The organism is Halomonas sp. G11 (assembly GCF_001663515.1).
GTDB lineage: Bacteria > Pseudomonadota > Gammaproteobacteria > Pseudomonadales > Halomonadaceae > Vreelandella.
The window spans coordinates 1-25,259 of sequence record NZ_LYXG01000003.1 but is presented as its reverse complement, the minus strand read 5'-3'; the positions used below and the strand labels follow the sequence as shown (position 1 = coordinate 25,259).

The window sequence follows — 25,259 nt, the reverse complement described above, 5'->3', positions numbered from 1 at the left end:
TAAACAAGTGATCAGGCTGATATCGAGGCAGCCCATCCTTGGTATGCTCCTTCTGCAGGGCTGAGCCTGACATGAAGAGAAAGACCCTTGATATCCCGAACCTTTTCAAGACCCGGCAATCAACATTGTAACGCTCTCATAACCCTAGGAACATTCTGATATGTCATTATTGCCTGTTGTCCTGGCGGGTGGTGTTGGGTCGAGACTATGGCCATTATCACGGCAATTGCATCCTAAACAATTCCTGTCACTGGATGGCGGGCTCACCATGCTACAACAGACGCTAGGGCGTCTTGACGGGCTTGATACGCAAGCACCCATTGTCATATGCAATGAGGAACACCGGTTTCTGGTGGCAGAACAGCTACGCCAGATCGCGTCGGATAACCGACATATACTGCTGGAACCGTTTGGACGCAATACGGCACCTGCGATTGCACTGGCAGCCATTGCCGCGACGCAAGACGATGATGACCCTTTACTGCTTGTGTTGGCGGCTGACCATCAGGTTCAGGATACCGCGCAGTTCCATGACAGTATCAAGAAAGCGCAGTCGCTTGCAGATCTCGGTTATCTGGTTACCTTCGGCGTTGTGCCAACTTGCCCAGAAACTGGCTATGGCTATATACAACAGGGGCCTTCACTGGGGCCCGGCTTTGGTGTCCGGCGCTTTGTCGAAAAGCCGGATGCTGCCACGGCGACGATTTACTTGGAAAGTGGTGACTATCTATGGAATAGCGGCATGTTCCTGTTTCGAGCAAGCCGATACCTGCAGGAACTTGAGCGCTTCCACCCCGATATGCTGCATGCCTGCCATCGGGCGATGGCAAAGATGGAGTATGACCTGGATTTTACGCGTATCGGTAAGGATGCTTTCGCCCAATGCGAGGATATCTCGGTCGATTATGCCGTGATGGAGAAAACGCAGCACGCCGCCGTCGTGCCCTTGACGGCGCGCTGGAGTGACCTGGGTGCCTGGTCGTCAATATGGGAGCTAAGCGATAAGTGTGAGGCGGGTAACAGCTATCACGGTGACGTTATCCAGACAGATACCCGCAATACCATGCTGCGTTCCGAGAGTCGCCTGGTGGCTGCAATCGGCCTGGAAGACCTCGTCATTATCGAAACCAAGGATGCTGTATTGGTCGCTGACAGGCACAAGACGCAAGACGTTAAAAAAATCGTCGAGCGACTCAAGGCTGAAGGTCGCGACGAGTTCAACAATCATCGCGTTGTCTATCGTCCCTGGGGGCGGTACGAATCGGTGGATAGGGGCCAGCGTTACCAGGTTAAACGCATAACGGTAAACCCGGGTGCCAAGCTCTCGGTACAGATGCATCATCACCGGGCAGAGCACTGGATAGTAGTGTCCGGCACAGCAGAAGTGACCAACGGAGAGGCGACCTACCTTGTGTGTGAAAACGAGTCGACCTACATCCCCATTGGCCGGATTCACGCACTGAAAAACCCCGGCACGCTGCCTCTCGAATTGATTGAAGTACAGTCCGGCAGCTACTTGGGTGAAGACGATATTGTCCGCTTCGAGGATCAATACGGCCGCGTTTGATCAACCAGTAGCGCGATATCCTTGCAGAATAGGGGAGGTCGATAGGGTGGAATCAAACTTGTGAATGGACCTCTCAAGCCTCTCAAGGTTGGCGTTCTGCCACTTCCCTGGTTGGCGCAACCGACAGCGGTCCAGATCAATCAGCCATGGCGCGCCGCTGGCATCGACCAGAATATTGCGGGCGTTCAGATCGACATGGTCAAGCTTTGCTCGGTGAAAGCGTCGAATCATGGCGCCTACGCGTTGCAAGAGTGCCTCATCCGCCAGATGGCTGACGATCAACTCGGCGAGCGCTTTTCCGCCGGTAATGCGCTGAGTGATCAAGGCGGCTTCGTAACTGAGTCCATGACGAGCCACGCAGGTGGCGATAGGGCGTGGAACAGGTAAACCCTGTTCGAACAGGTTGGCCGTGAGGCGCATTTCGCGAAAGCCGCGGGTGCGCTCAGCACCTACCCAGAAGTAGCGTTTCTGGCTTAGCTTGGCGACTAGACCGCCTCGCCGGTAAGGGCGCAAAACCCATTGCTCTGAAGGGTTGGCCTGTAAAAAAAGGCTGCTGCCCCGGCCAGGGGCTTCACCGACCACTAAATCGCGGGATCGCCAGTATTCAGCGCTGAACAGAGCGGGATCGGGTTGGTGTGACATGGCAGCGTCACATAAACTGTCTGCATCATGTAAAATCAGACTATTTCCTTGCCGGAGTGCCGCTAAGCGCATGAAGCCCTCTCTGCCTGCTCAACCTAACCATATTGCGATTCTGCGTCTCTCGGCGTTAGGAGACGTCTGCAACCTTGTGCCCACCGTGCGAGCGTTGCAGCGCCAGTGGCCACAAGCGCGCATTACCTGGATCATCGGCAAAGGGGAATACAGTTTACTGGCCGGCCTGTCCGGGGTCGAGTTTGTTGTGTACGACAAATCGACGGGGCTCAAGGGAATGCGCGCCCTATGGCGCGAGCTTGCGGATACGCGTTTTGACGTGCTCTTGCACATGCAGCAAGCCATTCGGGCGAGTATTTTATCGCTGGGGCTGAAGGCCAATGTGCGTGTGGGCTATGACAAGGCGCGGGCCAAAGATGCCCAGCACCGGTTTACCCAGCTACATATTGCGCCCAGGACCAACCCTCATGTGCTGGAATCCTTCATGGATTTCGCGCGTTTGATGGGTGTCGAAGAAGGACCCCTGGAGTGGAATTTGCCGGTACCCTCTGCCGCTTATGATGAAGCGCGCTTGATCAGCGGTGAAGCGCCTTATCTGGTGATCAATCCATGCAGTAACGTGCGGCTTCGCAATTTTCGTAACTGGTCGGTGGAAGGGTACGCAAGCGTCATTGAATATGCGTGGGTACAACACGGCCTGAAAAGCGTGTTGACCGGAGGAGGCAGCTCCCTTGAGCGGGAGGTTGGAGAGCAAATTGAAGCGCTCTGCCAGCCAGACAGCGTGATCAATACCATTGGCCAGACGTCGTTAAAAGGCCTTTTAGCGTTGGTTGATGGCGCGCGCGCGGTGGTTTCGCCGGATACCGGTCCTGCGCATATGTCCAACGCCATGGGGACGCCGACACTCGGGCTATACGCGACGACCAATCCTCAACGTGCGGCGCCCTATCTATGGCGAGATTTTGCCGTCAATGCCTACCCGGAGGCGCTTTACACTTACCAGCAAAAATTGGTGGAAGAGGTAAGCTGGGGGCAGCGCGTTCGCCACGCTGACGCCATGGGGCTCATCAAAACCGATGACGTGATCGCCAAGTTAGAGGCACTGCTGACACATACGGCGGCGCGCCCAACAACAGGAACCACGGATGAAAGTTGATTTAAACGCCTTGGAGCATGCCCGCGTTCTTGTAGTGGGCGATGTAATGCTTGACCGCTATTGGCACGGTGGCACCTCGCGCATTTCGCCGGAAGCGCCTGTACCGGTGGTGCGCGTCGAGGATGCGGATGATCGTCCCGGCGGGGCAGCGAACGTTGCGTTGAATATCGCGGCATTAGGGGCACAGGTCGGCCTGGCAGGACTGGTGGGCGAAGATGAAAATGCTGAGTTGCTTTCGCGTCAATTAATTGCTGCCAATGTAAGCACTCACTTTCAGCATAGTGCAGAGATACCCACGATTACCAAGCTTCGAGTCATGAGTCGCAACCAACAGTTGCTGCGTCTGGACTTCGAGGAGCGTCTGGAAGGTGTCGATACCACAGACTTGCTGGCTCAAGTGGAGCAGGCGCTGCCCGATTGCGACGTGATGATTCTGTCCGACTACGGCAAGGGCACGTTGAACCAGGTGGGACAGCTGATTGCCTCGGCGCGAGCCCAGGGTAAAAGGGTGCTGATTGATCCCAAAGGCAGCGATTTCAGCAAATACCGTGGCGCCAGCCTGATAACGCCGAACCTGACCGAGTTTGAAGCAATCGTCGGCCCATGCAGGACGGATGCGGAGCTCTCTCAGCGTGGCGAGGCGCTGCGCGTTGAACTTGAGCTTGAAGCGCTATTGATCACGCGTAGCGAAAAAGGCATGACGCTGATTCGGGAAGGGCATGAACCGCTGCATTTGCCTACTCGTGCCCAGGAAGTCTTTGATGTGACGGGCGCTGGCGATACCGTAATTGGCCTGATGGGGCTGGCAATAGCGGCAAATCATGAGTTGCCCGAGGCCATGATGCTGGCCAATCTGGGGGCAGGATTGGTAGTGGCCAAGCCGGGTACAGCCACGTTGTCGATCGCCGAGCTATATACCGCCCTGCACGGCGATAAGCTTGCGGAATTCGGGGTGATTGAACCAACCCAACTGGTTGAGGCCGTGCGTGCTGCCCAAGTGCGGGGTGAGCGTGTGGTCATGACCAATGGTTGTTTCGATATTTTGCATGCGGGTCACGTGGCCTATCTTGAACAGGCAAAACGGTTGGGAGATCGGTTGGTTGTGGCCGTCAATGATGATGCCTCCATCGGTCGCCTGAAAGGCCCGACGCGGCCGATCAATCCACTCCATCGCCGTATGCAGGTGTTGGCCGGGTTAGGGGCGGTGGATTGGGTTGTTCCCTTTAGCGATGACACCCCACAAGCACTCATCGAAGCCGTACCGCCGGATATTCTCGTCAAAGGCGGCGATTATCGGCCAGAGGATATTGTCGGCGGTAAAGCGGTGATTGCCAACGGCGGTGAGGTGAAAGTACTGGGCTTTGAAGATGGTGTCTCCACCACGGCGATGATCAGCTCGATTCTGGATCGCGAGCGCTAATGGCGGCACCCATTTCCTGGTCTCGGCTTGCTTACTCCGCGGTTCTGTATGCCCTATCGCCGTTGATCACGTGGCGCATCTGGCGAGAGCAAGTACCCACTTACTCCCGCATTCAGCGCTTAGGTATGCGCCTTGGCACGCTGCCGCCCGCGCCACGCCTTTGGCTGCACTGTGCCTCGGTAGGTGAGGTGCGCGCCGCCCGCCCGCTGATAGAAGGCTTGCTGACCCGCTATCCCCGGCACAGTCTGCTACTCACTACCATGACGGCAACGGGCGCCGAGCAGGCCCAGGCACTCATCCATGACCAATCTGAAAGCGACCAGAGACGGCTTGTCCACCGCTTTCTGCCGCTCGACTACCCAGGTGCGGCCAGGCGTTTTATCGGTCGGGTAAAACCCGCGATGGCGCTACTGTTTGAAACCGAACTGTGGCCCAACCTGTTAAAAGCCTGCCGTCGACAGGGAGTCCCCGTCGCGGTGGTCAACGGCCGTTTATCCCCCCGCGCCTATCAACGTTATCGGCGTTGGCAACCCTTGATGGCCAATGCCCTGGCTAACATTAGCTGGCTGGCGGCCAAGTCATGCGAAGATGCCGAGCGCTTTAAGGCGCTGGGATGCCGCGCTGAGGTAATCAGCGTGGTGGGATCGCTAAAATTTGAAATCCCCTCACAAGATGAGGCCCTCAGAGAGGGTGAGTACTTACATCGTCAGTGGGGGAAGCGCCCGGTATGGGTGGCGGGTTCCACCCGTGATGGGGAAGAATCACTATTACTCCAGGCGCATGCTCAGTTGCGTAGACACCATCCAAACGCGCTTTTGGTACTGGCGCCGCGCCATCCCCAGCGGTTTGATGAAGTTGCCTGCCTGTGTCGCGACGAGGGCTGGTCATTCAGCCGTCGCAGCGAGAAACAGCCCGTAACGGAGCAGACGCAGGTCTACCTGGCGGATACGTTGGGAGAACTGGCGGTGCTCTATGCGGCGGGCAGTGTGGCTTACGTGGGGGGCAGTTTGGTACCCCTGGGCGGCCAAAACATGCTGGAACCCGCTGCCCTGGGCAGACCCGTGCTGAGCGGGCCCTCCATCGAAAATTTTAGTGACGTGGCCGAGCCGCTGTTAGCCGCCGGTGCCCTCGCCCTGGTGAATAGCCCCGACGCCCTCGCCGAGGCGCTGACGGGGTATTTTGACCATCCCTTTGAGGCGCAACAAAAAGGCCAGGCTGGCCTGGCGGTCATCAATGCCCAGCAGGGCGCCCTCAAGCGGACGCTGGACGGGCTAGGCAAGTTCGTGCCTCCGTCACTAGCAGCCTGTCGGGCTTGACCGATCGTCGCGAGAATCACGGATTTTGAGCCAAATTTATCGATCGATTGAGGCGAATAGCGCGCTATTTAACGAAATCGGCTGCTAGCGTAGCGCTATCCGCTCAACGCCCTCCGGGTTGCCCAGTAGCAGGATATCGGCTCCCCGGGCGGCAAATAGGCCGTTGGTGACGACACCCACGATGGCGTTAAGCGTCGCTTCCATGGCGACCGGATCGTCGATCATGAACTCATAGCAGTCGATAATCTGGTTGGCGTTGTCGGTAACCACGCCTTGCCGATAGACAGGCTCGGCGCCCAGGCCGACGAGCTGACGGGCAACATAGGAGCGAGCCATGGGGATGACTTCAATCGGTAACGGGAAATTTCCCAACTGGCTGACGTACTTGGATTGGTCGGCGATGCAGATGAAACGCTCGGCGCAGGCAGCCACGATTTTTTCCCGGGTGAGTGCCGCCCCGCCGCCTTTGATCATTTGTAAGTGAGCATTTACTTCGTCAGCGCCGTCGATGTAAAAAGGCAGGGTTCCAACGCTATTCAGCTCGAACACCTCGATGCCCAATGCTTCCAAGCGCTTGGCACTGGCCTCAGAACTTGCCACTGCCCCTTTGAACTGATCGCGTAGCGGTTTTAAGCGGTCGATAAACAGGTTGGCCGTCGAGCCGGTGCCGATTCCCAGCACGGTGTCTTTTTCCAGCCAGGGTTCAATTTCGCTGATCGCTTTATCGGCGACGGCGGCCTTGAGTTCATCTTGGGTCATGGTGTGCCTTTTCGCTGGTAAGGTTGGACTTGCCATTCATTATAACGGCGAAAGAGCGGCCTGCCGACCAAAACGCTGCTGGACGGCGAACGGCGTAATCTGCTACCAATAGAGGCTTTCCCCGCACCCGTCAGGGTTACGTTCTTTCTTGGAATTTTCCGTATGCTTGAAGCTACCGTCAAAAAGATTCTCCAGGCCCACGTTTACGAAGCCGCCTGTGAAACGCCCATTTCACCTGCTCCCTTTTTGTCGCGTCGTTTCAATAACCAGATTTTGATCAAGCGCGAAGACCTGCAGCCGGTTTTCTCGTTCAAGATTCGTGGGGCCTACAACAAAATGGCCCAGCTCAGCGAAGAGCAGAAAGCCAAAGGCGTGATTGCCGCGTCGGCGGGCAACCATGCCCAGGGGCTTGCCATGGCCGCCAAATTGATGGGCGTCAAAGCGGTGATCGTGATGCCACGGATTACCCCCGAGATTAAAGTGCAGGCGGTCCGCGCCCGGGGGGCCAAGGTTGTCCTCAAGGGGGACGCCTTTGCTGCCGCCGCCGAGCATGCCCAGGAGCTTATCAAGGAGCACGGCTACACCTATATTCCGCCCTTTGATGACATTGACATCATCGCCGGCCAGGGCACTATCGCGGTGGAAATCCTGCGCCAGCAGGCGGGGCGTCTTGACGCTATCTTCGTACCGGTGGGTGGCGGCGGCCTGATTGCCGGGATTGCGGCCTACGTTAAATACCTGCGCCCGGACATCAAGGTGATTGGCGTTGAATCCGAAGACAGCGCCTGCCTGAAAGCAGCATTGGAGGCCGGTGAGCGGGTGGTGCTGGATCAGGTAGGTGTCTTTGCGGAAGGTGTTGCCGTGGCGCAAGTTGGCGAAGTGCCCTTCTCGCTGGTGAAAGACCTCATCGATGATGTGATTACCGTCACCGCCGATGAAATGTGCGCCGCCGTCAAGGATATCTTCGAAGATACCCGCGCCGTCGCGGAAACCTCGGGTGCGTTATCGCTGGCCGGGCTGAAAAAATATGTCCAGCAAACCGGCGCGGAAGGCGAAACCCTGCTGTGCATCAATTCCGGCGCCAACACCAACTTTGACCGTCTTCAGCATATTGCCGAGCGGACCGAGCTTGGCGAGCAGCGGGAGGCGATTCTGGCGGTGACGATCGCCGAAAAACCAGGCAGCTTTAAAAAGTTCTGCCGCACCCTTGGCAAGCGCATGGTCACGGAGTTCAGCTACCGCTATGCAGATAGCAGCGAAGCGCATATTTTTGTCGGTGTCCAGGTCAAACCCGGCGGTGAGGATCGCCAGTCGGTCATCGACAAACTCCAGGAGGCGGGCTATCAGGTCGAGGACTTGACCGACAACGAGCTTGCGAAGTTGCATATTCGCCATTTGAGCGGCGGTCGTCCCAGCGAACACTTTGAAGAAGAGCTGTATCGCTTTGAGTTTCCCGAGCGGCCAGGGGCATTGATGAACTTCCTGACCCAACTGCCCCATGACTGGAATATCTCGCTGTTTCATTATCGAAACCATGGTGCTGCTTATGGCCGTGTCCTGGTGGGCATGCAGGTACCTAATGGTGATCGCGCACACGTTGCCGAGCATCTGGATGCGATTGGCTACCGCTATTGGCGGGAAAGCGATAACCCCGCCTACCGGTTGTTCATGGCTTGATTTTTGCGTTGCCAAATTGGTGAGCGGTTACTCACAGTGCAGGCCAGCATGAATCAGTTTGTTAAGAAACGGTGTGCGTTTATTTTTTAATGCCATATTGCCGTTCAAGCCGTTGTCAACGGTAGCCTATTGGCCCTATAGTCACAGGCGATATTAATGAAGGGCGTCATCCGGGCAGTATTAGGCTGCTCATCAACGACAGTTAACCAGGGTGACGCCTTAAAGTTGACAACATAAAAGGGGCTGGAGAAGCACTATGCGGCGTAAGAAACCCGATATGGTACTCACACTGATGATTGTGTTTGCGCTCGGGGTATTGGCCACCGGCTACGCGCAGGCGCTTGCGGGAAGTTAAGCCGTCGCGCTGGGTATTAAAGCGTCACCGGCTCAATGGGCTGGCCTTACGGGCCAGCCCATTTTGTTTGTCAGGCAGTCTACCCTGGGCGAACGATATGCTGGTCACTCACCACGGCATTTAATGGTATGTCCCAGGGCTCGACGGGCAGGGCATCTACTTGCTGGCAAGCGTGGGCAACGCCCAGCAGCGTCGGCTTGGGGCCAGGACGGCGCATAAAGGCAAGGCTGCGATCGTAAAAACCGCCGCCCATGCCCATGCGGTTGGCCTGGGCGTCAAATCCGACCAGTGGCAAGATGACTGTATCCAGCGCCCATGCGGGTAATCGACGCTGATGTTTGGCCGCAAAACGGGTATCCGGCTCGGCGATGCCAAAGCGGTTTTTAACCATCGGCGTGTTGGCATGGTAGGCGACAAACCAAAGCGAGTTGTGACTTAAAGGGCGCAATACGGGTAAATAAACCGCTACCCCTCGTTTACGTAGCCATGGGATCAGCAGGGTCGGGTCGATTTCACCCATGACGGGTAGGTAAAGACTGATACGTCTTGTGCGGCGAATTTCGGGAAGGCGTTTAAGCTGGTGGCAAAGGCGGTGAGCCGCGTCGCGTTGTTCACGTGGCGAGAGCGATTGACGCCGCCTGCGTAGTTCACGGCGCAACGCGCGTTTTTCTTCCGCGCTGTGGAGGCTGTGCATCATCAGTGTTCCCCAGAGTGCCGCTGTCGTTCTGGCCCTGAACCTACTGGTTCAGGTGGGTGGCCGCAGCCAAGCCGTCAGGCTTTCCGTCGCACGGACATGCACACGGGCCTGGCTAGCATTTGGCCCCCTAGGTATTACGCATAGGCTCGAGGGACTGTAACGACTGGCGCACACCCCAGAGAACATCGTTATCCTAACAGAGCGGGGGCCAATGCCAAAGGCATGTGTTTAACGGTCTTTACGGCTTGCGGGTTTGTGACAAGGCGTGCTCAAGCCGCTCGTTAAGACGGTTCAGGCTGGCTTCGCCGGCGCGGTGTTCGTCCATGGCTTCAAGCAGTTCGTTCGTAATGTTGAGTGCCGCCATGATCGCGATTCGCTCGCTTCCCAACAGGCTGCTTTGGGCTTGAATCCCTTGCATGGCGCGGTCCAGGTAGCGGGCGGCCCGTTCCAGCTTGGCTTCTTCACCGGGGTCGCAGGCAATCACGTAATCACGCCCTAACAGGCTGATTTCGGTAGTAGGCCGTTTAGTGTTACTCATGACAGGCTCCGGCACGGGTCAAAGGGATGCCCAATGCGTTAACATCACTGCATAGGAAGGACGATGTCGCTCACTATAAGAGAGCCGCTTGCGCGGGGTCAACGCGCAAGCCTGAGCGACCTTAAACCCATTAACGAGTGAAGATGATGTCGCTAATAGACGAACGCCAGGATTTCTCGGATATCGCCGATGTTTTTTTGTTGCACGGGAGCATGCAGTCGCCCGCCTTTCTGGACGGTCGGTTATGCGCATTGCTTGCGCTGCGCGATATAGAGGCCCAGACCTGGCTGGAAGAGGTCTGCTTAAGCCTGGGTGTGGATCAGCCACGCGATCCGGCAAGTGCTGAACGACTGTTGGGCTGGCGACGGCAAACCCTGGAGGCGCTAAGCGCCAGTGACATGAACTATGCGCCCCTGCTGCCCGATGAGCTGTTCAGCCTGGCTGAGCAGGCTCAGGGCCTGAAGGAATGGACGCTAGGCTTCATGGAAGTGGTCGACGAAGTGGCCGACGATGCACAGCGAAAGCATTGGTCGCAAACCCTGCGTGAAGCGGTAGAGGACCTTGCCGGGCTTGGGCAGATCGACGCGGATATTGATGACTCCCCGGAAAATGAAAATGACCTCTTTGCGCTGACCGAGCATGCGCGGATGGCTGCCATGCTGCTGTATACCGAGCAACACCCCGGTCAGCCGCAGGTCGAGCAAACCGATACCCCTGTTCATTAATCTGTTTTGGAAAACGCTATGTTGCCTGATGTACTGCCTCGCCCTCCGGCCATCCCGTTGGCGGAATACCACCAGCGGCGCGAGACCCTCATGGCCCAGCTACCATCGAATGCCGCCGCTATTGTGCCCGGCGCATCCCTGGTAACGCGTTCTCGTGACAGTGAGTATGCGTTCCGGCAAAACAGCGATTTCTACTACCTGACCGGTATTGGCGAGCCGGATGCCCTGCTGGTGCTGTTACCCGGGCGCGAAGCGGGGCAAAGCGTGGTGTTCTGTCAGGACCGCGACCCTACGATGGAGGCCTGGACAGGGCGGCGGTTGGGCGCTCAGGGGGTCGTGACAGCGCATGGGGTCGATCAGGCGTTCGAAAACGCTGAGCGCGAGTCCACCCTGCCAGACTTGCTTGAGGGGCGGGAGCTGCTCTATTTACCGCTTGATCATGGCGATGCCCTCGACATTGCTGAAGAGGCTTTGTCCCAGGCCAAGTTGGGCCAACGCCGCGGCCGCCCTGCGCTCAAAGGCTGGATGGATATTAGTCCGTTGATACATGCCATGCGCCAGATCAAGAGCGAGGCAGAAATCGCCCTGTTGCGGCATGCCGCAGCGATTTCTGCCCGTGCGCATGTGCGCGCCATGCACCTGGCCCGCCCAGGGTTGAGCGAGTACCAGCTACAGGCTGAGCTGGAGCATGAATTTGTCTGGCAGGGGGGCAGCGGTCCCGCCTACAGCACGATTGTCGGGGGCGGTGCCAATGCCTGCGTGTTGCACTACATTGAAAACAGTGCGCCGCTTGCAGACGGCGAACTGGTGTTGATCGATGCCGGTGCCGAGTTTGCCCTTTACGCTGGGGATATTACCCGCACGTTCCCGGTATCCGGGCGTTTCAACGATGCCCAGCGAGCGCTTTACCAGGTGGTGCTTGACGCCCAGGAACGGGCCGTTGCGGCTATCAAGCCTGGCACTACCCTCGCCGAGATCCATCAGGGCGTTGTGTCTGACCTGACCACTGGGTTGATTGAACTTGGCTTGTTGGAAGGCGACCTGCAAACCTGCATCGACGAGCAGCGCTATCGGCGGTTTTATCTGCACTCGACGTCGCATTGGCTGGGGCTGGATGTGCACGATGTAGGCACCTATCGCCTGGACGCAGAAACCCCGCGCCCACTTGAGTCCGGCATGGTGCTGACCGTGGAGCCGGGGCTTTATATTCCCGATGAAGCTGACATTCCGGCTGCGTATCGGGGTATCGGCATCCGTATTGAGGATAATGTGGTGGTCACCGCCCAGGGGCATGAGGTACTGACCGATCAGGTCCCTAAACGAGTAGCCGATATTGAAGCACTCATGGCGTCTGATTAAGTCGTGTCGGTTCATTATGTAATTTACGTTACGCAATAAGCGTGGTCCTGTGTCACCAGCGGGAGAGAGTCAATGCAAGCGTCTGGGCAAGCGGTAACCCATGACATTGTGATTGTAGGGGGCGGATTAGTCGGCGCCAGTCTGGGCTGCGCTCTGGCCCCCCTGATCGAGCGTTACGGCTGGAAAGTGGCCATTATCGAAGCGGCGCCGTTACCGCCCAAATCGCCCGATGAGGCCTGGCAGCCCAGTTTCGACGCCCGTGCCAGTGCCATTGCGGAAGGCTCGGCCCAGCGCTTCCGTCAGCTGGGCGTATGGGAGGCCATGCAATCCGAGGCAACGCCCATCAAGCGCATTCACATCAGTGAACGGGGACGGCTGGGGGCAACCCGGCTCAATGCCGATGAGCTTGGTGTCGATGCGCTGGGGCACGTGATTCCCAATGCCTGGATGGGTAGGGTGCTGCATCAGCGGCTGAATGCACTACCCCTTGAATGGCACTGCCCCGCCAAGGTCGACAGCATCACGCCGACGCCCCAGGGGCACGACTTGACGCTGTCTGATGGCAGTCGGCTCCACGCTGCCCTGACAGTGCTGGCGGACGGCGGGCGGTCGGGTTTAAAGGAACAGCTTGGCATTGGCAGTCGTCGTGAGGCCTATCAGCAAACGGCGTTGATTGCCCATGTGGGCATCAGCCAGCCACACCGGGGCGTGGCCTATGAGCGGTTTACCCAGGCCGGTCCAATCGCTTTGTTACCCTTGCCAGGGCAGGCAATGGAGCTGATCTGGACGCATACCACCGGGCATGAACAAGCACGTCTGGATCTATCTGACGGGGACTTCCTGGCGCAGCTGCAAACGGCCTTTGGCGACAGGGTCGGGCGCTTTACTCAGGTGGGCCAGCGCCACAGCTATCCATTGGCCTTGATCACTGCCGAAGAACCGGTTCGGCCTGGGCTGGCGGTGCTGGGCAATGCGGCCCATGCGCTGCACCCGGTGGCCGGTCAAGGCTTTAATCTGGCCCTGCGTGGGGTGATGGACCTGGTCGAGGCGCTTGAGCAAGGCGAGTTGGCGAGGCGGCCATTGGGTGACATGGCCACGCTTCAAGCGTTCGAGCGTCAACGCGCGCAGGACCGAACCAACGTGATTCGGTTCAGCGATGGGCTGATTCGCCTGTTTGGCATGAACTTACCCTTTTTACCCCATGCCAGAGCCGCCGGCCTGGTGGGGCTCAATATCGTCGGGCCATTACGTAAAGGTCTGGCGCGCCGGGCGATGGGGCTGGAACGTTGAGGGACCCAGGGTTATACGGAAAGAAGGCCAATAAGAGGCGTGTTATGCAGACATCCAATGAGTCAGGTGTAGCGGCGGAGAATGGCTTCGACGCCATTGTCGTCGGCGCAGGCATGGTGGGCTCGACGTTGAGCTGGCTATTGGCCGACGCCGGAATGCGGGTGGCACTGGTTGAAGCGCAGGCACAGCCACCGTCGTATGAGGTGAGCCGTCTGCCGTCGCTCCGGGTGAGTGCCCTGACTCCGGTCTCGCAGCGCCTGTTAACCCATATCGGGGCCTGGCCATTAATGGTGAATGCCCGTGTAACCCCTTATCGCTATATGCAGGTATGGGACGCCGAGGGTAGCGGCGAGATACGCTTTTCCGCCGATGAGGCGGGCGTGTCCGTATTGGGGCATATCGTCGAGAACGATGTGACGTTATCGGCGCTGCACGCAAAGCTTCAAGACCAGGGCCGGGTCAGCACATTTTTCGGCACGCCGGTAGACGCCCTGGAGGCTTCAACGCCGGGACGTCGGCTGAGCCTGGCGAATGGCCAGTCGCTGCATGCGCCGTTGGTCGTCGCGGCGGACGGTGGGCGTTCGGCCCTGCGCGATATGGCGGGCATCGACGTGGTTAGCGAGGCGATGGGCCAGGAAGCCGTGGTCACCACGGTGCGCTGCGACCATCCCCATGGCGATACCGCGCGGCAAGCGTTTATCGACGGATGTCCGTTGGCATTCTTGCCGCTGACGGTGGAGGGCGACGCTCACTACTGCTCGATTGTGTGGTCGACCACGCCTGCTCATGCCCAAGCGCTGTGCCAGCTTTCCCGAGAGGCTTTGGGTGAGGCCCTGGGTAACGCCCTGGGGGAGCGCATGGGGGCGGTGAATGCCTGCGATCAGGCGCATCGATTTGCGTTGGTCCAACGCCATGCAGTGCATTACGTGCAGCCGCATTTTGCGTTGGTGGGCGATGCGGCCCATAGCCTTCACCCCCTGGCAGGACAGGGGGCCAACCTTGGGTTGATGGATGCCGCCGTGTTGGCCGACGAGGTCACCTCGGCCTGGCGGCGGGGCGCGCCGTGGGGTGAGCTCAGCACCTTGACTCGCTATGCACGCCGTCGGCGCGGTGACAATCGCGCCATGCTGGCATTAATGAAAGGCTTTAAAACCCTGTTCGGTAGCCATGATCCGGCGCTCACGCTGGTGCGTAACCTGGGCATGAGCGGCTTGCACCGGCTCACCCCGCTTAAGCGCGCCGTGATGCGGCAAGCCACCGGTGAACGTGGCCGACTGCCGACGTCGTGCCGTTAATGACGGCGGCGGTCGACCACGTTCAGCGCTTTGAGCAGGTTAAGTGCTTCGCCCAACTGGTAATCCTCGCGCAGGCGCTGTGACACTTCTTCCTGGTCACGCGGGGCCTGTTGGGAGCGCAAATGGCCTTCCAGGTCGGCTTCGCGGATTTCGCGCCTTCCTTCGGCGACTTCCAGGCGCCCGCGAACCACATCAACATCGGGTTCGATGCCCTGGGCCTGAATGGAACGGCCTTCCGGCGTATAGTAAAGCGCCGTGGTGAGCTTCAGCCCCTCACCATTGCCCAGCGGCATGATCTGCTGCACTGACCCCTTGCCGAAACTGTCGGTGCCCATGATCACGCCACGGCGCTGGTCCTGAAGGGCACCGGCGACAATCTCCGCGGCGGAGGCGCTACCGCCATTGATCAGCACGACAAGCGGTACATCCCCTGCTGGTGTATCAGCCGAGGCAGAGAATGATAGCTCGTTGTCGGGAATGCGGCCTTCGGTGTAGACAATCAGCCCTTCATCCAGGAACAGGTCTGCCACGCCAACGGCGGCCTGTAAAACCCCGCCCGGGTTATTACGTAAATCGAGCACCAGGCCATCCAGCGGCTGTTCACGTGACATGCGCTCCAGGGCTTGCCTCGCCTGCTCCGGCGTGCGTGACTGGAATTGGCTGATGCGTAAATAGCCATAGCCGGTTTCAAGCAACTCGTGTTTGACGCTTTCGCTGCGGATAATCTCGCGGGTAAGGGTGAACTCACGGGGTGATTCTTCGCCTGCCCGCAGCACGGAAATGTCCAACGTCGTATTGGGGTCGCCACGCATCAGGGTCACGGCCTCTTGCAGCGACATGCCCTCGGTGGGAGTGCCATCGATACTGATGATGATATCCCGGGACATCAGCCCCGCCTCTGAGGCTGGGGTGTCGTCGATCGGGGTAATGACCATGAGCTGACCGTTTTCCATACCCACTTCGATGCCGATGCCGCCGAATTCACCTTCGGTGGATTCGCGCAGGCTTTGATATTCTTCTTTATCCAGATAGGCAGAGTGCGGGTCCAGCTCGCTCAGCATGCCGCGCATGGCGTTGCGCAGCAGGGTGCGGTCTTCGACGTCTTCCACATAGGCGCGCTTGATGCGTTCAAATACCTCGGCGAACGTCTGAATTTCTTCAAGCGGCAGGTCGTCGCTGACGCTATCAACCGTCCCGTTGCTGTCATTACTGGGCTGAGCCAGCAGCGGCAAAGGGACCGAAAGTAAGGCGATAGGGAGCAGGGTTGCCAAGAGGCGTTTGGCAGGGGCCGATCTCTCGGTAACAGATAGCGTCATGCAGACTCCGCGAAACGATATAGGTGGGCAGCGCGCGCCGCTACCCCAATGACAACAAGAATTACCCAGCTTATCCCGTCAGCGGCGTGCAATCCAACGTTGCGGGTTAATTGGTTCCCCTCGGCTGCGAACTTCAAAGTAAAGCGCGCTGCGTGGCTGACCGCCGCTATTGCCAACCCGGCCAATCTCGTCGCCGCGCTCGATCCGTTGGCCAGGTCGTGCGGTGAACTGCTGCAGGTGGGCGTACAGTGTCATGATTTGATCACCATGGTCGATAATCAATAAATTGCCAAACCCACGCATCCAGTCTGCAAACACCACACGACCAGGGTGCACGGCGCTAACCGAGGTGCCTGCCGTGGCCTGAATGACAATGCCGTTGTAATGGACCCCATCGCGGCGCTGAAACGCCGCCGTGATATCGCCCTGGACCGGCCAGGGCAGATCCCCTTGGGTACGGGCAATATGGGTCGTCGGCGTAGGCTCGTCAAGGCGGGCCAGTTCGGCCTGAATCTCGCGCAGTCGCTGTTCGGCCTGCTCGCGGTCTTCATTCAGCTCGGCCAGACGCGCGGCTTCACTGCCATAGCGGTCATCGAGGTTGTTCACAACGCCGCGACGTTCCTGGGTGCGTTCGGCGAGCCGTGCGCTTTCGGCTTCCAGCTCTTCTGACAGAGATGCCAGTCGGTCCTGGCGCTCGGCAAGGGCTTGTTGGGTGTCGGCAAGCGCACTATCCAGCCGGGCTATCTCGGCCATACGCTGCTGACGCGCCTCGCTCAGCCGATTCAAGTAAGCCTGCATGCGGTCAAGTTCGGCTGGGTCGCCCTGGTTTAACAGCAGTTTGAGCTGGGGGGTCGGTCCCAGCCGATAAAGCGCTGCCAGCTGTTGGCCGAGGGCGGCTGACTGAGCTTCGCGGTCAGCCTCGAGGCGGTCGCGATGCTGGCGAAGCTGATCGGTTTCCTCGTTGAGCTGGCGGCGCTCGCTTTGCAACTGATCAAGCCGTTGGTGGGTCTCGGCAAGCGCGGTTTCGACCTCGCGCAGCTCGCGTTTGGCCCCTTCGCGGGCTTCATCGGTTTCGCTCAAGCGCTCGGAGAGCGCCTCGATCGCCTGGCCAAGGTTATCCAACTGCTGGCGCGCCTGGGTTTCGCTGGGCTGGGCAGCGCTGTGCGTTGCGTATAACAGCGCTACCCCAGCCGCTATACTGACAAGTCGTCGCATCAAGCGGCTTAACCGAAGGTGATCAATGGGTGGCCGGTCATCGCTTGAGGCACCTCTTGATTCATCATGCGCAAAAGCGTCGGGGCAAGGTCACACAGCCGACCATCCTCCAGTGTCCCTGTGCGTTCCCCAACGTAAACCAGCGGTACCATAAACGTCGTGTGAGCGGTTTGCGGTGCCCCGGTTTCGGGATGGACCATCTGCTCGGCGTTGCCGTGGTCGGCAGTGATCAGGCAGGCCCCGCCCGCGCGTTCAATGGCCTCCACCACGCGTCCCGCACAGGTATCGACGGTTTCGATGGCTTTTACCGCCGCGTCAAAGTCACCGGTGTGGCCCACCATGTCGCCGTTGGCGTAGTTGCATACCATCAGGTCAAAGCGGCCGCTATCAATGGCCTCAACCAACTTGTCGGTAATCTCGACGGCGCTCATTTCGGGCTTTTCGTCGTAGGTTTTCACGTCGCGCGGTGAAGGGACAAGAATGCGCTCTTCGCCTTCATATTCGGCCTCATTGCCGCCCGAAAAGAAGAAAGTGACGTGGGGGTATTTTTCAGTTTCGGCAATGCGCAGCTGTTTCAAGCCGCGTTTGGCCACCACTTCCCCCAGGGTGTCGTTTAAATCCGAGGGTGGGAAGGCGGCTGGCGCGGGTATATCGGCGGCATATTGGGTCATCATGACCAGCCCATCACCGGCGAGTTTGGGGCATACACGTCGCTCGAAGCCGTTGAAGTCAGGCTCGACAAAGGCGCGGGTCAGTTCGCGAGCGCGGTCCGAGCGGAAGTTAAGAAAAATCGCCGCGTCGCCATCCTGTAGCGTGATCGCCTTGTCGTTGGAACCATCGCTTAGCAGAATGCTGCTGGCCGCCACAAATTCGTCGGTTTCACCGCGCTCGTAGGCATCACGCAAGGCCGTTTCGGCGCTGGTGGCATGGTAGTCGGCGTGGCCGTCAGTGAGCAGGCGGTAGGCTTGCTCAACACGCTCCCAGCGGTTGTCGCGATCCATGGCGTAAAAGCGACCGATGAGCGAGGCAACAAAGCCATTGTCAGCCCCTACCAACTCAGCCAGGCGGGCGTTGGCACGTTCTATGGAGCCTAGCGCGCTTTGCGGCGGCATGTCCCGGCCGTCCAGGAAGGCGTGCACATAGATACGCTGGGCACCGCGACGCGCTGCCAACTCGGCCATGGCGATAAAGTGGTCCTCGTGACTGTGAACGCCGCCGGGCGAGAGCAGCCCCAGCAGGTGAACGGGACGTCCATTGGCCACTGCCTCGTCGATGGGCCGGGTCAGCACGTCAATGGTGTCCAGGGCGCCGTCTTCAATCGCCTTGGTGATACGGGTAAAGTCCTGGTAAACAATGCGACCGGCGCCCAGGTTCATATGACCCACTTCGGAGTTGCCCATTTGCCCATCAGGTAGCCCCACGTGGCGCCCGTCTGTGTGAACAAAGGCATGCGGCCGGTCGGCCCAGAGTTTATCCATCACCGGGGTGTTGGCGGCGGCCACCGCATTGTGCGCACTGTCGGGGTTGTGACCGTAGCCATCTAAAATAATTAACGCGACGGGGCGGGGAGTGCTTGCAGTGTCCATAAAATTCTCCTGATGAGTGGCAAACCGGACGACGAAAAGCCAATCGGGGTCGCGGCGAACGCATGCTTGGGGCATCATAACGCAGCCAGTGGCTAAGCGTCATGACTCAGGCCTGCGCGCGCTGGCGTCAGACGTGTATACTTGTCGCGTTTTAACGGTGGCAATGCCGCTTTTTTTCGTATTGACCAAGAGACTGTGTCGCGATGATCGATCAGCTGTTCGAATTTGTAATGAATCATCCCCTATTGGTGGGGGCGTTTGTGCTGGCGCTGATTGCGTGGATTGTGTATGAAACACGCAGCGCGTCAACCAATGCGCTAACGGCCACCGAGGCAACCCAGCTCATTAACCGTGAAGACGCCGTTGTCGTGGATATCCGGGAAAGTAAAGACTTCAAAACGGGGCATATTGCGGGTGCGCGCAACATTCCCCAAAGTAGCCTTGATAGCCGCATAAATGAGCTGAATAAAGTGAAAGACAAGCCGGTCATTGTGGTGTGTAAACACGGGCAAGGCTCAGGTGCAGCCCAGGCGAAGCTTGCCAAAGCAGGCTTTGAACGCGCCTTTAAATTAAAAGGCGGCATGGCGCAGTGGCAGGCTGACGGCCTTCCAGTGGTTAAAAAGTAAGCGTAGGTACGCAGTTACTTATTGCATGAACGATTGCACTGACTATTGCATCAACAACGAGGAGTTCTCCCATGGCGGAAGATAACAACACCCCGCAGGCTGGCGCGCAAGCCGACGACAAACCGCAGCTCAAATTTTCGCTGCAACGCATTTATGTAAAAGATATTTCGTTTGAAGCGCCCAATTCACCGTCGGTGTTTCAGGACGCGTTCAAGCCCAAGGTCAATCTCGACCTGAATACCAGCAGCACAAAGATTGCCGATGACCAGTACGAAGTGGTCGTTAAAGTGACGGCACAGGTTAATGATAAAGAAACCGGCACGACCTCCTTTCTAGCGGAAGTTGAGCAGGCTGGCCTGTTCCGTATTGCCGGCATCGAAGGTGCCCAGCTGGATCAAACCCTGGGCGCCTTCTGCCCGAACCTGCTGTTCCCCTATGCCCGTGAATGCGTGGATAACCTGGTCAACCGTGGTGGCTTCCCGCCGCTGATGCTGGCGCCGGTGAATTTCGAAGCGATGTACGCCCAGCGTAAGCAACGCGAGAAACAGCAAGCTGACCAGACAGAAGCGAACACGCACTAAGCGATGTTGGCCGCCGACTGGTACGCCCGGCATGGGAAAATGCCGCGCCTTTATGTCCCCGGGGTGTTTCGCCCAGGCGATGAGGTGCTGCTGCCGGAAGGCCCGGCGCGGCATGTGACACGGGTGCTGCGGTTGGTTGAAGGCTCGCCCCTGGTGCTGTTCGATGGCAATGGCGAGGAGGCGGGTGTGCGCCTTGTCGATATAGGCCGCAAGCAGACAACGGTGAGTATTGAAGCTGTCTGGCCGGGTAACGGCGAATCGCCGCTGGCCGTGCACCTGGGCCAGGCGATTTCCAAGGGCGACCGGATGGATTATGCCATTCAGAAGGCCGTCGAGCTTGGTGTATCGGCCATCACTCCGCTGTATACCGAGCGCGGGGACGTGCGCCTTAAAGGCGACCGGGAAGCCAAAAAGCTGGCTCATTGGCAGGCGGTGGCGGCCAGCGCCTGTGAGCAGAGTGGGCGGGCGTTCGTGCCGCCGGTCAATCCGCCCATCACCCTAAAGGTATGGCTTGAGGCGCGCCAGGAACCGCTGCGTTTAATGCTGCATCTTGCAACTGGCCATGCCTTCGATCGCCAAGACCGCCCCACGTCGGCTGCACTGCTTATTGGCCCGGAAGGCGGTTTGAGCGAGAGTGATATTGATGCCGCCCAAAATGCTGCCTTTACGCCGCTAACACTCGGCCCGCGGGTTTTGCGTACGGAGACGGCGCCGCTCGTGGCGTTAACCCTTCTGCAGCATCACTTCGGCGATTTGTAAGCCCTCCTTATCCCTATCATTTTGCCTGACGTTACCAAGCCCCCATAATGAAAGCCTATTTATTGTAAGGACGGCACCCATGGTTCGTGAGCCTCACTCTTCTCCCCGACCCGCCAGCGATGCGTCCGCTCAACTGGGCGAAGTGGCGTACTTAACCGTTACCGCCGTGAACAATACCGGTGCTTTTTTGCGCTGGGGCCTCTCCAAGGATGTGCTGCTGCCCTACAGCGAGCAGCGTTTTCGTCCTGACCCTGGCAAACGCGTGCTGGTCATGCTGTATAGCGACGACCAGGGGCGGCCCGTGGCCACCATGCGCTTGGATCGTTTTTTAACCGACGACGCCTGGGCGCTGGATAGCGGTGACCAAGTAGATGTTGTAGTAGCTGACCGCACCGATCTGGGTATGAAAGTCGTCGTCAATCACCGTTACTGGGGGCTGATCTATCAGGACGATATCAGCCAGCCTTTGAGGCGTGGCCAGTCGTTAACGGGGTATGTCAAGCAGCGTCGAGAAGACGGGCGCGTGGATATTTCGCTGCTGCCGCCAGGCGCTGCCCGCTTGGATGTAGTAGGCGACCAAGTGCTCAAGGCGCTGCGCGAGAGCGGCGGCTACCTGGCTCTGGGGGATAAAAGTACTGCTCATGATATCAAGGCGCGGCTGGGGGTGAGCAAGAGTGCTTACAAGCAGGCGATTGGGCGACTTTACAAGCAACAGCTGATTACGCTTGAGCCTAACGCCATACGCCTGGTGCCCGGTGCGCTGAGCGAGTAATACGGCTCGCGGTTGGAGCCTGAGAAGCAGTGCGGCATACTGCTCACCTATATGTTCATAGATGGATCGTGCCCCGATGAGTCAGTCAACATTGCACCTTGGTGTCGTGATGGATCCCATCAGCGACATTGCTTACAAGAAAGACACCACCATGGCGATGCTATGGGCGGCCCAGGACCGCGGCTATACGTTGCATTACATGGAGCAGGAAGATCTTTTCTTGAATGCAGGGCAGGCATACGCACACATGCGGCCGCTGACGGTTTATCGAGACCCCGCGCATTGGTATGAACTGGGGGAACCGTCTGCCCGGCCGCTCAATGAGCTTGACGCGGTATTGATGCGTAAAGACCCGCCGGTGGATGCGGATTTTACCAACGCGGTTCACCTGCTCGGCTTTGCTGAACGAGAGGGCGTGTTGATTGTCAACCCAACGGATGCCCTGTTGCAGTGTAATGAAAAGCTGTTTGCCCAGCAGTTTCCGCAGTGCTGCGCGCCGACCCTGGTGGCCAGCCGGGCCGATGTGCTGCGTGCCTTTCACGCCGAGCATGGCGATGTGATCTTCAAGCCGCTGGATGGCATGGGCGGTACCGGTATCTTTCACATTGGTCCCGAAGGGCGCAATATCGGCGCCGTGATCGAGCAGCTTACCCTGCGTGGCCAGCGCCAGATCATGGCACAGCGCTATCTGCCCGCCATCAAGGAAGGCGACACGCGGATTTTGCTGGTCGATGGCGAGCCGGTACCTTATGGTCTGGCACGCATTCCCTCAGCGGGGGAAACGCGCGGCAACCTGGCCGCCGGTGGGCGTGGCGTGAGTCGTGAGCTGACCCGGCGAGACCAATGGCTTGTTGAGCAAGTACAGCCCATGATCCGCGAAAAAGGCTTGATGTTCGTCGGCCTGGATGTAATCGGCGATTACATTACCGAAATTAACGTGACAAGCCCCACCTGCGTGCGCGAAATCGACGATCAGCGTGGTACGGATATCGCAGGATTGCTGCTGGACGCCATAGAACGCCGCCTTGCCGCGTAAGCGGCTCTTTATCGCTCTGTCGCGATCTATTTACTGATTTTTAGGCTGGCTGATGTTGTCAGCGGGCCGCAGGAGACGCATGCAAAGTTTAAAGCACCATTTTTTGATGGCGATGCCGCACCAGGACGATCCCAATTTTGCGGGAAGCCTTATCTACCTGTGCGATCATGATCACAATGGTTGCATGGGTGTGATTGCCAACCGCCCCTTGGAGATCACCCTCGACGCGCTCTTCGAGCAATTGGAGCTAGGGGGCGACCAAAGCCCCTACCGCAACTCGCCGGTGTATTACGGCGGGCCGATGCATAAAGACCGCGGCTTTATTCTCCATACCGGTGATAGTCAGGCATGGGATTCCAGCCTTCAGGTCGAGGACAACATTTCACTCACGACGTCGATGGATATCTTACAGGCATTGGCGAACGGTGAAGGCCCTGAACAGTTTCTGGTCTGCCTGGGGTGTGCCGGCTGGGAAGTGGGGCAGCTTGAAGAAGAGTTAAAAGAAAACGCCTGGCTGACGGTGGAAGGCCAGGCATCGGTACTGTTTGATACGCCACCCGCCGAACGCCTCGCCGCGGCGGCAGGCATTCTCGGGGTGGATCTTAACCTGATGACCCGTGATGCAGGTCACGCCTGATGGTTGAACATAATGGCTGAAAGCGGTCAGCGCCTTGTGCTGGCGTTTGATTTTGGTACCCGGCGCATCGGCGTGGCTGTCGGCAATGAGATTCTGAACAGTGCGCGTGAGCTTGCGCCGCTCACCGCCCGCGACGGCATTCCCGACTGGGAGCTGGTGACGCGCCTGGTCGAGGAGTGGCAACCCGATCTGTTTGTGGTGGGCTTGCCGCTCAATATGGATGGCACCGAGTCGGCCATGAGTCTTCGCGCGCGCAAGTTCGGTAACCGACTTCACGGCCGCTTCGGCAAACCCTGCGAAATGGTCGACGAGCGTGGCTCTACCCAGGAAGCGAAACAGATCGCCCGTGCGGCGGGACACCGAGGCAACTACCGTGAAGAGAGTGTCGACGGTATCGCCGCGGTGTTGATTCTGGAAGGCTGGTTTGCCCACCAGGAAGGGCTTCCCGGTGGGCGCATATCCCACTAAGGGTAGCGGCGGTTAACGGTCGAGCGTTCCCGTCTGGGCGGGGACAAACCAACGTACGGGGCGCATTTCCTTTTCAACCAGTTCGTCAACCTCAAGCAGCGTTGCGAAGATAGCCATGCGCATGGGAATGCCGTTATCGGTTTGGCGGAAGATGGCCAGCCGAGGGTCGCCGTTTAGATCCACGTTCAAGTCATTTGCCCCCGGGCGGCTATCCCGGGGCAGCGGGTGCATGACGATGGTGTTGTCGCTACAGCGCTGATCCAGGAAGTCGCGGTTAACCATAAAGTCATTGGAAAGCCCCTGAAAACTCTCGTTCATCTCGTCGGTAAAGCGCTCCTTCTGAATCCGGGTAGCGTACACCACATCCAAATCCGAGAAATCGCTGGCCAACGAGTTGCGCTGTTCAACACGATGGCCACGAGAGGTAACAAGGTCTACCAGTTGTGAAGGCATTTCAAGGCCCGGCGGCGATACCAGGGTAATGCGCAGCGGTCCGTAGAGTGACAAGAGCTTGATCAATGAGTGCACGGTGCGGCCGTACTTTAAATCGCCGGTGAGCAGAATGTGAGCACCGCCCAGAGACTTACCCAAGCGCTGAAACTCTTTATCGATGGTGTAGATATCCAGTAGCGCTTGGCTAGGGTGTTCACCGGGGCCATCGCCGCCATTGATTACAGGGACATTTGTTGCCGCAGCAAATTCTGCCACAGACCCCTGGTCCGGGTGGCGCATGACAATGGCGTCGCAGTAACCACTCATTACGCGGCTGGTATCGTATAAAGACTCCCCCTTGGCCATCGATGAAAAGGTGAAACCGGTGGTGTCGCACACGCTGCCGCCCAACCGGCAAAAGGCGGCATTGAAGCTCACGCGGGTACGCGTACTGGCCTCAAAAAACAGGTTGCCGAGAACCGCCCCCTCCAACACACGGGTAACCTGGCGACGCTGGGCAATCGGCTCCATGCGTGTGGCGACACGCAGTAAGTGGTCAACGCGTTCGCGATTTAATGAATCGACAGTTAACAGATGCTGACGCTGGCTCATCACGGACCTCGGCAATAAAGTAAATGCCGCTAGTGTAACCGCCAATTGGCCTGTCGCCGAAGCGCTTTCACGGCGGATAGTGTCTAGCCATAAAACTTTTTCGCATAACCTCTTGCCAACCCGCCAGCAACACCGTAAAGTACGCATCCGCTGCCGGGGACGCCCAGCGTTGCCAGCGGTGGATGAGGTGTAAAACCTCAGGTTTGTCAGCAGGTTAGGCAAGCGAGCGTGGTTACTGTGTCATGTCACGCCGCCTCGATTTTCGCCAATCAGTCATTGACAATCCCAAGGAAGTACGTAGAATACGTCTTCCTCGCTGAGGCCAAGCAGTTCAACGGTTGGCCAGTTTTATAAAGCGAAACGCTCTTTAATAATGTGATCAGGTAATTCATGTGGGCGCTTGCCGATGAG

General features: G+C 58.4%; 24 protein-coding genes and 1 other RNA gene. 16 read left to right on the top strand and 9 right to left on the bottom strand.

All coding sequences use genetic code 11. The features are described from left to right. Positions 1-160: 160 nt before the first annotated feature. Positions 161-1,567, top strand: a complete 1,407-nt coding sequence (locus ADS46_RS01910; RefSeq protein WP_066315553.1) for a mannose-1-phosphate guanylyltransferase/mannose-6-phosphate isomerase — start codon at positions 161-163, stop codon at positions 1,565-1,567. Here the strand turns inward: ADS46_RS01910 and ADS46_RS01905 are convergent, their stop codons facing one another. After that, on the bottom strand, positions 1,568-2,281 hold the full coding sequence (locus tag ADS46_RS01905) for a 3-deoxy-D-manno-octulosonic acid kinase (protein WP_066315551.1): 714 nt from the start codon (positions 2,279-2,281) through the stop codon (positions 1,568-1,570). On the opposite strand from ADS46_RS01905, the gene ADS46_RS01900 reads away from it, so the two are divergent. The 3 genes from ADS46_RS01900 to waaA are packed head-to-tail and all read left to right on the top strand — an operon-like array spanning position 2,280 to position 6,113. Further along, positions 2,280-3,377, top strand: coding sequence for a glycosyltransferase family 9 protein (locus ADS46_RS01900; protein ID WP_066315548.1), 1,098 nt, complete (start codon positions 2,280-2,282; stop codon positions 3,375-3,377). The genes ADS46_RS01905 and ADS46_RS01900 overlap by 2 nt on opposite strands. After that, positions 3,367-4,797 carry a bifunctional D-glycero-beta-D-manno-heptose-7-phosphate kinase/D-glycero-beta-D-manno-heptose 1-phosphate adenylyltransferase HldE gene (gene hldE / locus ADS46_RS01895; RefSeq protein WP_066315546.1) on the top strand — a complete coding sequence of 477 codons (1,431 nt, stop codon included), beginning with the start codon at positions 3,367-3,369 and terminating at the stop codon, positions 4,795-4,797. The genes ADS46_RS01900 and hldE overlap by 11 nt, the downstream gene beginning before the upstream one ends. After that, a complete protein-coding gene (gene waaA, locus ADS46_RS01890; protein WP_066315545.1) occupies positions 4,797-6,113 on the top strand; it encodes a lipid IV(A) 3-deoxy-D-manno-octulosonic acid transferase in 1,317 nt (438 codons plus the stop codon). Before hldE ends, waaA begins: the two co-directional genes overlap by 1 nt. Positions 6,114-6,197: 84 nt before the next feature. On the opposite strand, the gene rpiA is transcribed toward waaA, so the two are convergent. After that, positions 6,198-6,872: a ribose-5-phosphate isomerase RpiA gene (rpiA, locus tag ADS46_RS01885; protein ID WP_066315543.1), complete on the bottom strand. Its 675-nt coding sequence runs from the start codon at positions 6,870-6,872 to the stop codon at positions 6,198-6,200. Positions 6,873-7,034: 162 nt separating this feature from the next. Here rpiA and ilvA point away from each other — a divergent pair, with 162 nt between their 5' ends. Next, positions 7,035-8,549: a threonine ammonia-lyase, biosynthetic gene (gene ilvA / locus ADS46_RS01880; protein WP_066315541.1), complete on the top strand. Its 1,515-nt coding sequence runs from the start codon at positions 7,035-7,037 to the stop codon at positions 8,547-8,549. Between the two features lie 434 nt (positions 8,550-8,983). On the opposite strand, the gene ADS46_RS01875 is transcribed toward ilvA, so the two are convergent. The 3 genes from ADS46_RS01875 to ADS46_RS01865 form a co-directional block, all read right to left on the bottom strand. Further along, positions 8,984-9,598 carry a 5-formyltetrahydrofolate cyclo-ligase gene (locus ADS46_RS01875; RefSeq protein WP_066315828.1) on the bottom strand — a complete coding sequence of 205 codons (615 nt, stop codon included), beginning with the start codon at positions 9,596-9,598 and terminating at the stop codon, positions 8,984-8,986. A gap of 5 nt (positions 9,599-9,603) precedes the next feature. Next, positions 9,604-9,786, bottom strand: a non-coding RNA gene (gene ssrS, locus ADS46_RS01870) — 6S RNA. A 53-nt stretch (positions 9,787-9,839) separates the two neighbouring features. Then, entirely contained in the window at positions 9,840-10,139 is a 300-nt protein-coding gene (locus ADS46_RS01865) for a cell division protein ZapA (protein WP_066315532.1), read from the bottom strand. A gap of 146 nt (positions 10,140-10,285) precedes the next feature. On the opposite strand from ADS46_RS01865, the gene ADS46_RS01860 reads away from it, so the two are divergent. The 4 genes from ADS46_RS01860 (at position 10,286) to ADS46_RS01845 (ending at position 14,808) form a co-directional block, all read left to right on the top strand. Continuing rightward, positions 10,286-10,864: a UPF0149 family protein gene (locus tag ADS46_RS01860; RefSeq protein WP_066315825.1), complete on the top strand. Its 579-nt coding sequence runs from the start codon at positions 10,286-10,288 to the stop codon at positions 10,862-10,864. An 18-nt stretch (positions 10,865-10,882) separates the two neighbouring features. Further along, positions 10,883-12,223, top strand: coding sequence for a Xaa-Pro aminopeptidase (gene pepP / locus ADS46_RS01855; protein ID WP_066315528.1), 1,341 nt, complete (start codon positions 10,883-10,885; stop codon positions 12,221-12,223). Positions 12,224-12,295: 72 nt separating this feature from the next. Next, a complete protein-coding gene (gene ubiH / locus ADS46_RS01850) occupies positions 12,296-13,513 on the top strand; it encodes a 2-octaprenyl-6-methoxyphenyl hydroxylase (protein ID WP_066315525.1) in 1,218 nt (405 codons plus the stop codon). A gap of 44 nt (positions 13,514-13,557) precedes the next feature. Continuing rightward, positions 13,558-14,808, top strand: a complete 1,251-nt coding sequence (locus tag ADS46_RS01845; protein ID WP_066315522.1) for a UbiH/UbiF/VisC/COQ6 family ubiquinone biosynthesis hydroxylase — start codon at positions 13,558-13,560, stop codon at positions 14,806-14,808. Here ADS46_RS01845 and ADS46_RS01840 read toward each other — a convergent pair. From ADS46_RS01840 to gpmI, 3 genes are all read right to left on the bottom strand, one after another. Further along, positions 14,805-16,124, bottom strand: a complete 1,320-nt coding sequence (locus tag ADS46_RS01840; protein ID WP_066315520.1) for a S41 family peptidase — start codon at positions 16,122-16,124, stop codon at positions 14,805-14,807. The two genes, ADS46_RS01845 and ADS46_RS01840, sit on opposite strands and share 4 nt — an antisense overlap. 78 nt (positions 16,125-16,202) lie before the next feature. Continuing rightward, positions 16,203-17,339 (bottom strand): murein hydrolase activator EnvC family protein, encoded by a 1,137-nt coding sequence (locus ADS46_RS01835; RefSeq protein WP_066315517.1) that lies wholly within the window; start codon positions 17,337-17,339, stop codon positions 16,203-16,205. Positions 17,340-17,347: 8 nt separating this feature from the next. Next, positions 17,348-18,925, bottom strand: coding sequence for a 2,3-bisphosphoglycerate-independent phosphoglycerate mutase (gene gpmI / locus ADS46_RS01830; RefSeq protein ID WP_066315516.1), 1,578 nt, complete (start codon positions 18,923-18,925; stop codon positions 17,348-17,350). Between the two features lie 203 nt (positions 18,926-19,128). On the opposite strand from gpmI, the gene ADS46_RS01825 reads away from it, so the two are divergent. From ADS46_RS01825 to ruvX, 7 genes are all read left to right on the top strand, one after another. Next, a complete protein-coding gene (locus ADS46_RS01825; protein WP_066315514.1) occupies positions 19,129-19,551 on the top strand; it encodes a rhodanese-like domain-containing protein in 423 nt (140 codons plus the stop codon). Between the two features lie 71 nt (positions 19,552-19,622). Beyond that, the gene (gene secB / locus ADS46_RS01820) at positions 19,623-20,132 is read left to right on the top strand and encodes a protein-export chaperone SecB (protein ID WP_066315512.1); all 510 of its coding nucleotides are present in this window, start codon (positions 19,623-19,625) and stop codon (positions 20,130-20,132) included. A 3-nt stretch (positions 20,133-20,135) separates the two neighbouring features. Further along, the gene (locus ADS46_RS01815) at positions 20,136-20,891 is read left to right on the top strand and encodes a 16S rRNA (uracil(1498)-N(3))-methyltransferase (RefSeq protein ID WP_082925933.1); all 756 of its coding nucleotides are present in this window, start codon (positions 20,136-20,138) and stop codon (positions 20,889-20,891) included. A 79-nt stretch (positions 20,892-20,970) separates the two neighbouring features. Continuing rightward, complete coding sequence (locus tag ADS46_RS01810) at positions 20,971-21,663, top strand: S1 RNA-binding domain-containing protein (RefSeq protein ID WP_066315510.1); 693 nt, start codon at positions 20,971-20,973, stop codon at positions 21,661-21,663. Positions 21,664-21,739: 76 nt separating this feature from the next. Then, entirely contained in the window at positions 21,740-22,699 is a 960-nt protein-coding gene (gshB, locus tag ADS46_RS01805; protein WP_066315507.1) for a glutathione synthase, read from the top strand. 79 nt (positions 22,700-22,778) lie between these two features. Next, positions 22,779-23,336, top strand: coding sequence for a YqgE/AlgH family protein (locus ADS46_RS01800; RefSeq protein ID WP_066315501.1), 558 nt, complete (start codon positions 22,779-22,781; stop codon positions 23,334-23,336). Positions 23,337-23,348: 12 nt separating this feature from the next. Then, entirely contained in the window at positions 23,349-23,804 is a 456-nt protein-coding gene (gene ruvX, locus ADS46_RS01795; protein ID WP_066315499.1) for a Holliday junction resolvase RuvX, read from the top strand. A gap of 12 nt (positions 23,805-23,816) precedes the next feature. Here the strand turns inward: ruvX and ADS46_RS01790 are convergent, their stop codons facing one another. Continuing rightward, positions 23,817-24,893, bottom strand: a complete 1,077-nt coding sequence (locus tag ADS46_RS01790) for an aspartate carbamoyltransferase (RefSeq protein ID WP_082925932.1) — start codon at positions 24,891-24,893, stop codon at positions 23,817-23,819. Between the last annotated feature and the right edge of the window lie 366 nt (positions 24,894-25,259).

What these genes read in the sequence shown, in the direction of transcription:
- ADS46_RS01840 (WP_066315520.1), bottom strand. Translation starts at nt 16,124, where the DNA reads ATGACGCTATCTGTTACCGAGAGATCGGCCCCTGCCAAACGCCTCTTG.
- ADS46_RS01845 (WP_066315522.1), top strand. Translation starts at nt 13,558, where the DNA reads ATGCAGACATCCAATGAGTCAGGTGTAGCGGCGGAGAATGGCTTCGAC.
- gpmI (WP_066315516.1), bottom strand. Translation starts at nt 18,925, where the DNA reads ATGGACACTGCAAGCACTCCCCGCCCCGTCGCGTTAATTATTTTAGAT.
- secB (WP_066315512.1), top strand. Translation starts at nt 19,623, where the DNA reads ATGGCGGAAGATAACAACACCCCGCAGGCTGGCGCGCAAGCCGACGAC.
- gshB (WP_066315507.1), top strand. Translation starts at nt 21,740, where the DNA reads ATGAGTCAGTCAACATTGCACCTTGGTGTCGTGATGGATCCCATCAGC.
- pepP (WP_066315528.1), top strand. Translation starts at nt 10,883, where the DNA reads ATGTTGCCTGATGTACTGCCTCGCCCTCCGGCCATCCCGTTGGCGGAA.
- hldE (WP_066315546.1), top strand. Translation starts at nt 3,367, where the DNA reads ATGAAAGTTGATTTAAACGCCTTGGAGCATGCCCGCGTTCTTGTAGTG.
- ilvA (WP_066315541.1), top strand. Translation starts at nt 7,035, where the DNA reads ATGCTTGAAGCTACCGTCAAAAAGATTCTCCAGGCCCACGTTTACGAA.
- ADS46_RS01910 (WP_066315553.1), top strand. Translation starts at nt 161, where the DNA reads ATGTCATTATTGCCTGTTGTCCTGGCGGGTGGTGTTGGGTCGAGACTA.
- ADS46_RS01860 (WP_066315825.1), top strand. Translation starts at nt 10,286, where the DNA reads ATGTCGCTAATAGACGAACGCCAGGATTTCTCGGATATCGCCGATGTT.
- waaA (WP_066315545.1), top strand. Translation starts at nt 4,797, where the DNA reads ATGGCGGCACCCATTTCCTGGTCTCGGCTTGCTTACTCCGCGGTTCTG.
- ADS46_RS01865 (WP_066315532.1), bottom strand. Translation starts at nt 10,139, where the DNA reads ATGAGTAACACTAAACGGCCTACTACCGAAATCAGCCTGTTAGGGCGT.
- ruvX (WP_066315499.1), top strand. Translation starts at nt 23,349, where the DNA reads ATGGCTGAAAGCGGTCAGCGCCTTGTGCTGGCGTTTGATTTTGGTACC.
- ADS46_RS01800 (WP_066315501.1), top strand. Translation starts at nt 22,779, where the DNA reads ATGCAAAGTTTAAAGCACCATTTTTTGATGGCGATGCCGCACCAGGAC.
- ADS46_RS01815 (WP_082925933.1), top strand. Translation starts at nt 20,136, where the DNA reads ATGTTGGCCGCCGACTGGTACGCCCGGCATGGGAAAATGCCGCGCCTT.
- ADS46_RS01810 (WP_066315510.1), top strand. Translation starts at nt 20,971, where the DNA reads ATGGTTCGTGAGCCTCACTCTTCTCCCCGACCCGCCAGCGATGCGTCC.
- ubiH (WP_066315525.1), top strand. Translation starts at nt 12,296, where the DNA reads ATGCAAGCGTCTGGGCAAGCGGTAACCCATGACATTGTGATTGTAGGG.
- ADS46_RS01900 (WP_066315548.1), top strand. Translation starts at nt 2,280, where the DNA reads ATGAAGCCCTCTCTGCCTGCTCAACCTAACCATATTGCGATTCTGCGT.
- ADS46_RS01825 (WP_066315514.1), top strand. Translation starts at nt 19,129, where the DNA reads ATGATCGATCAGCTGTTCGAATTTGTAATGAATCATCCCCTATTGGTG.
- ADS46_RS01875 (WP_066315828.1), bottom strand. Translation starts at nt 9,598, where the DNA reads ATGCACAGCCTCCACAGCGCGGAAGAAAAACGCGCGTTGCGCCGTGAA.
- rpiA (WP_066315543.1), bottom strand. Translation starts at nt 6,872, where the DNA reads ATGACCCAAGATGAACTCAAGGCCGCCGTCGCCGATAAAGCGATCAGC.
- ADS46_RS01905 (WP_066315551.1), bottom strand. Translation starts at nt 2,281, where the DNA reads ATGCGCTTAGCGGCACTCCGGCAAGGAAATAGTCTGATTTTACATGAT.
- ADS46_RS01835 (WP_066315517.1), bottom strand. Translation starts at nt 17,339, where the DNA reads ATGCGACGACTTGTCAGTATAGCGGCTGGGGTAGCGCTGTTATACGCA.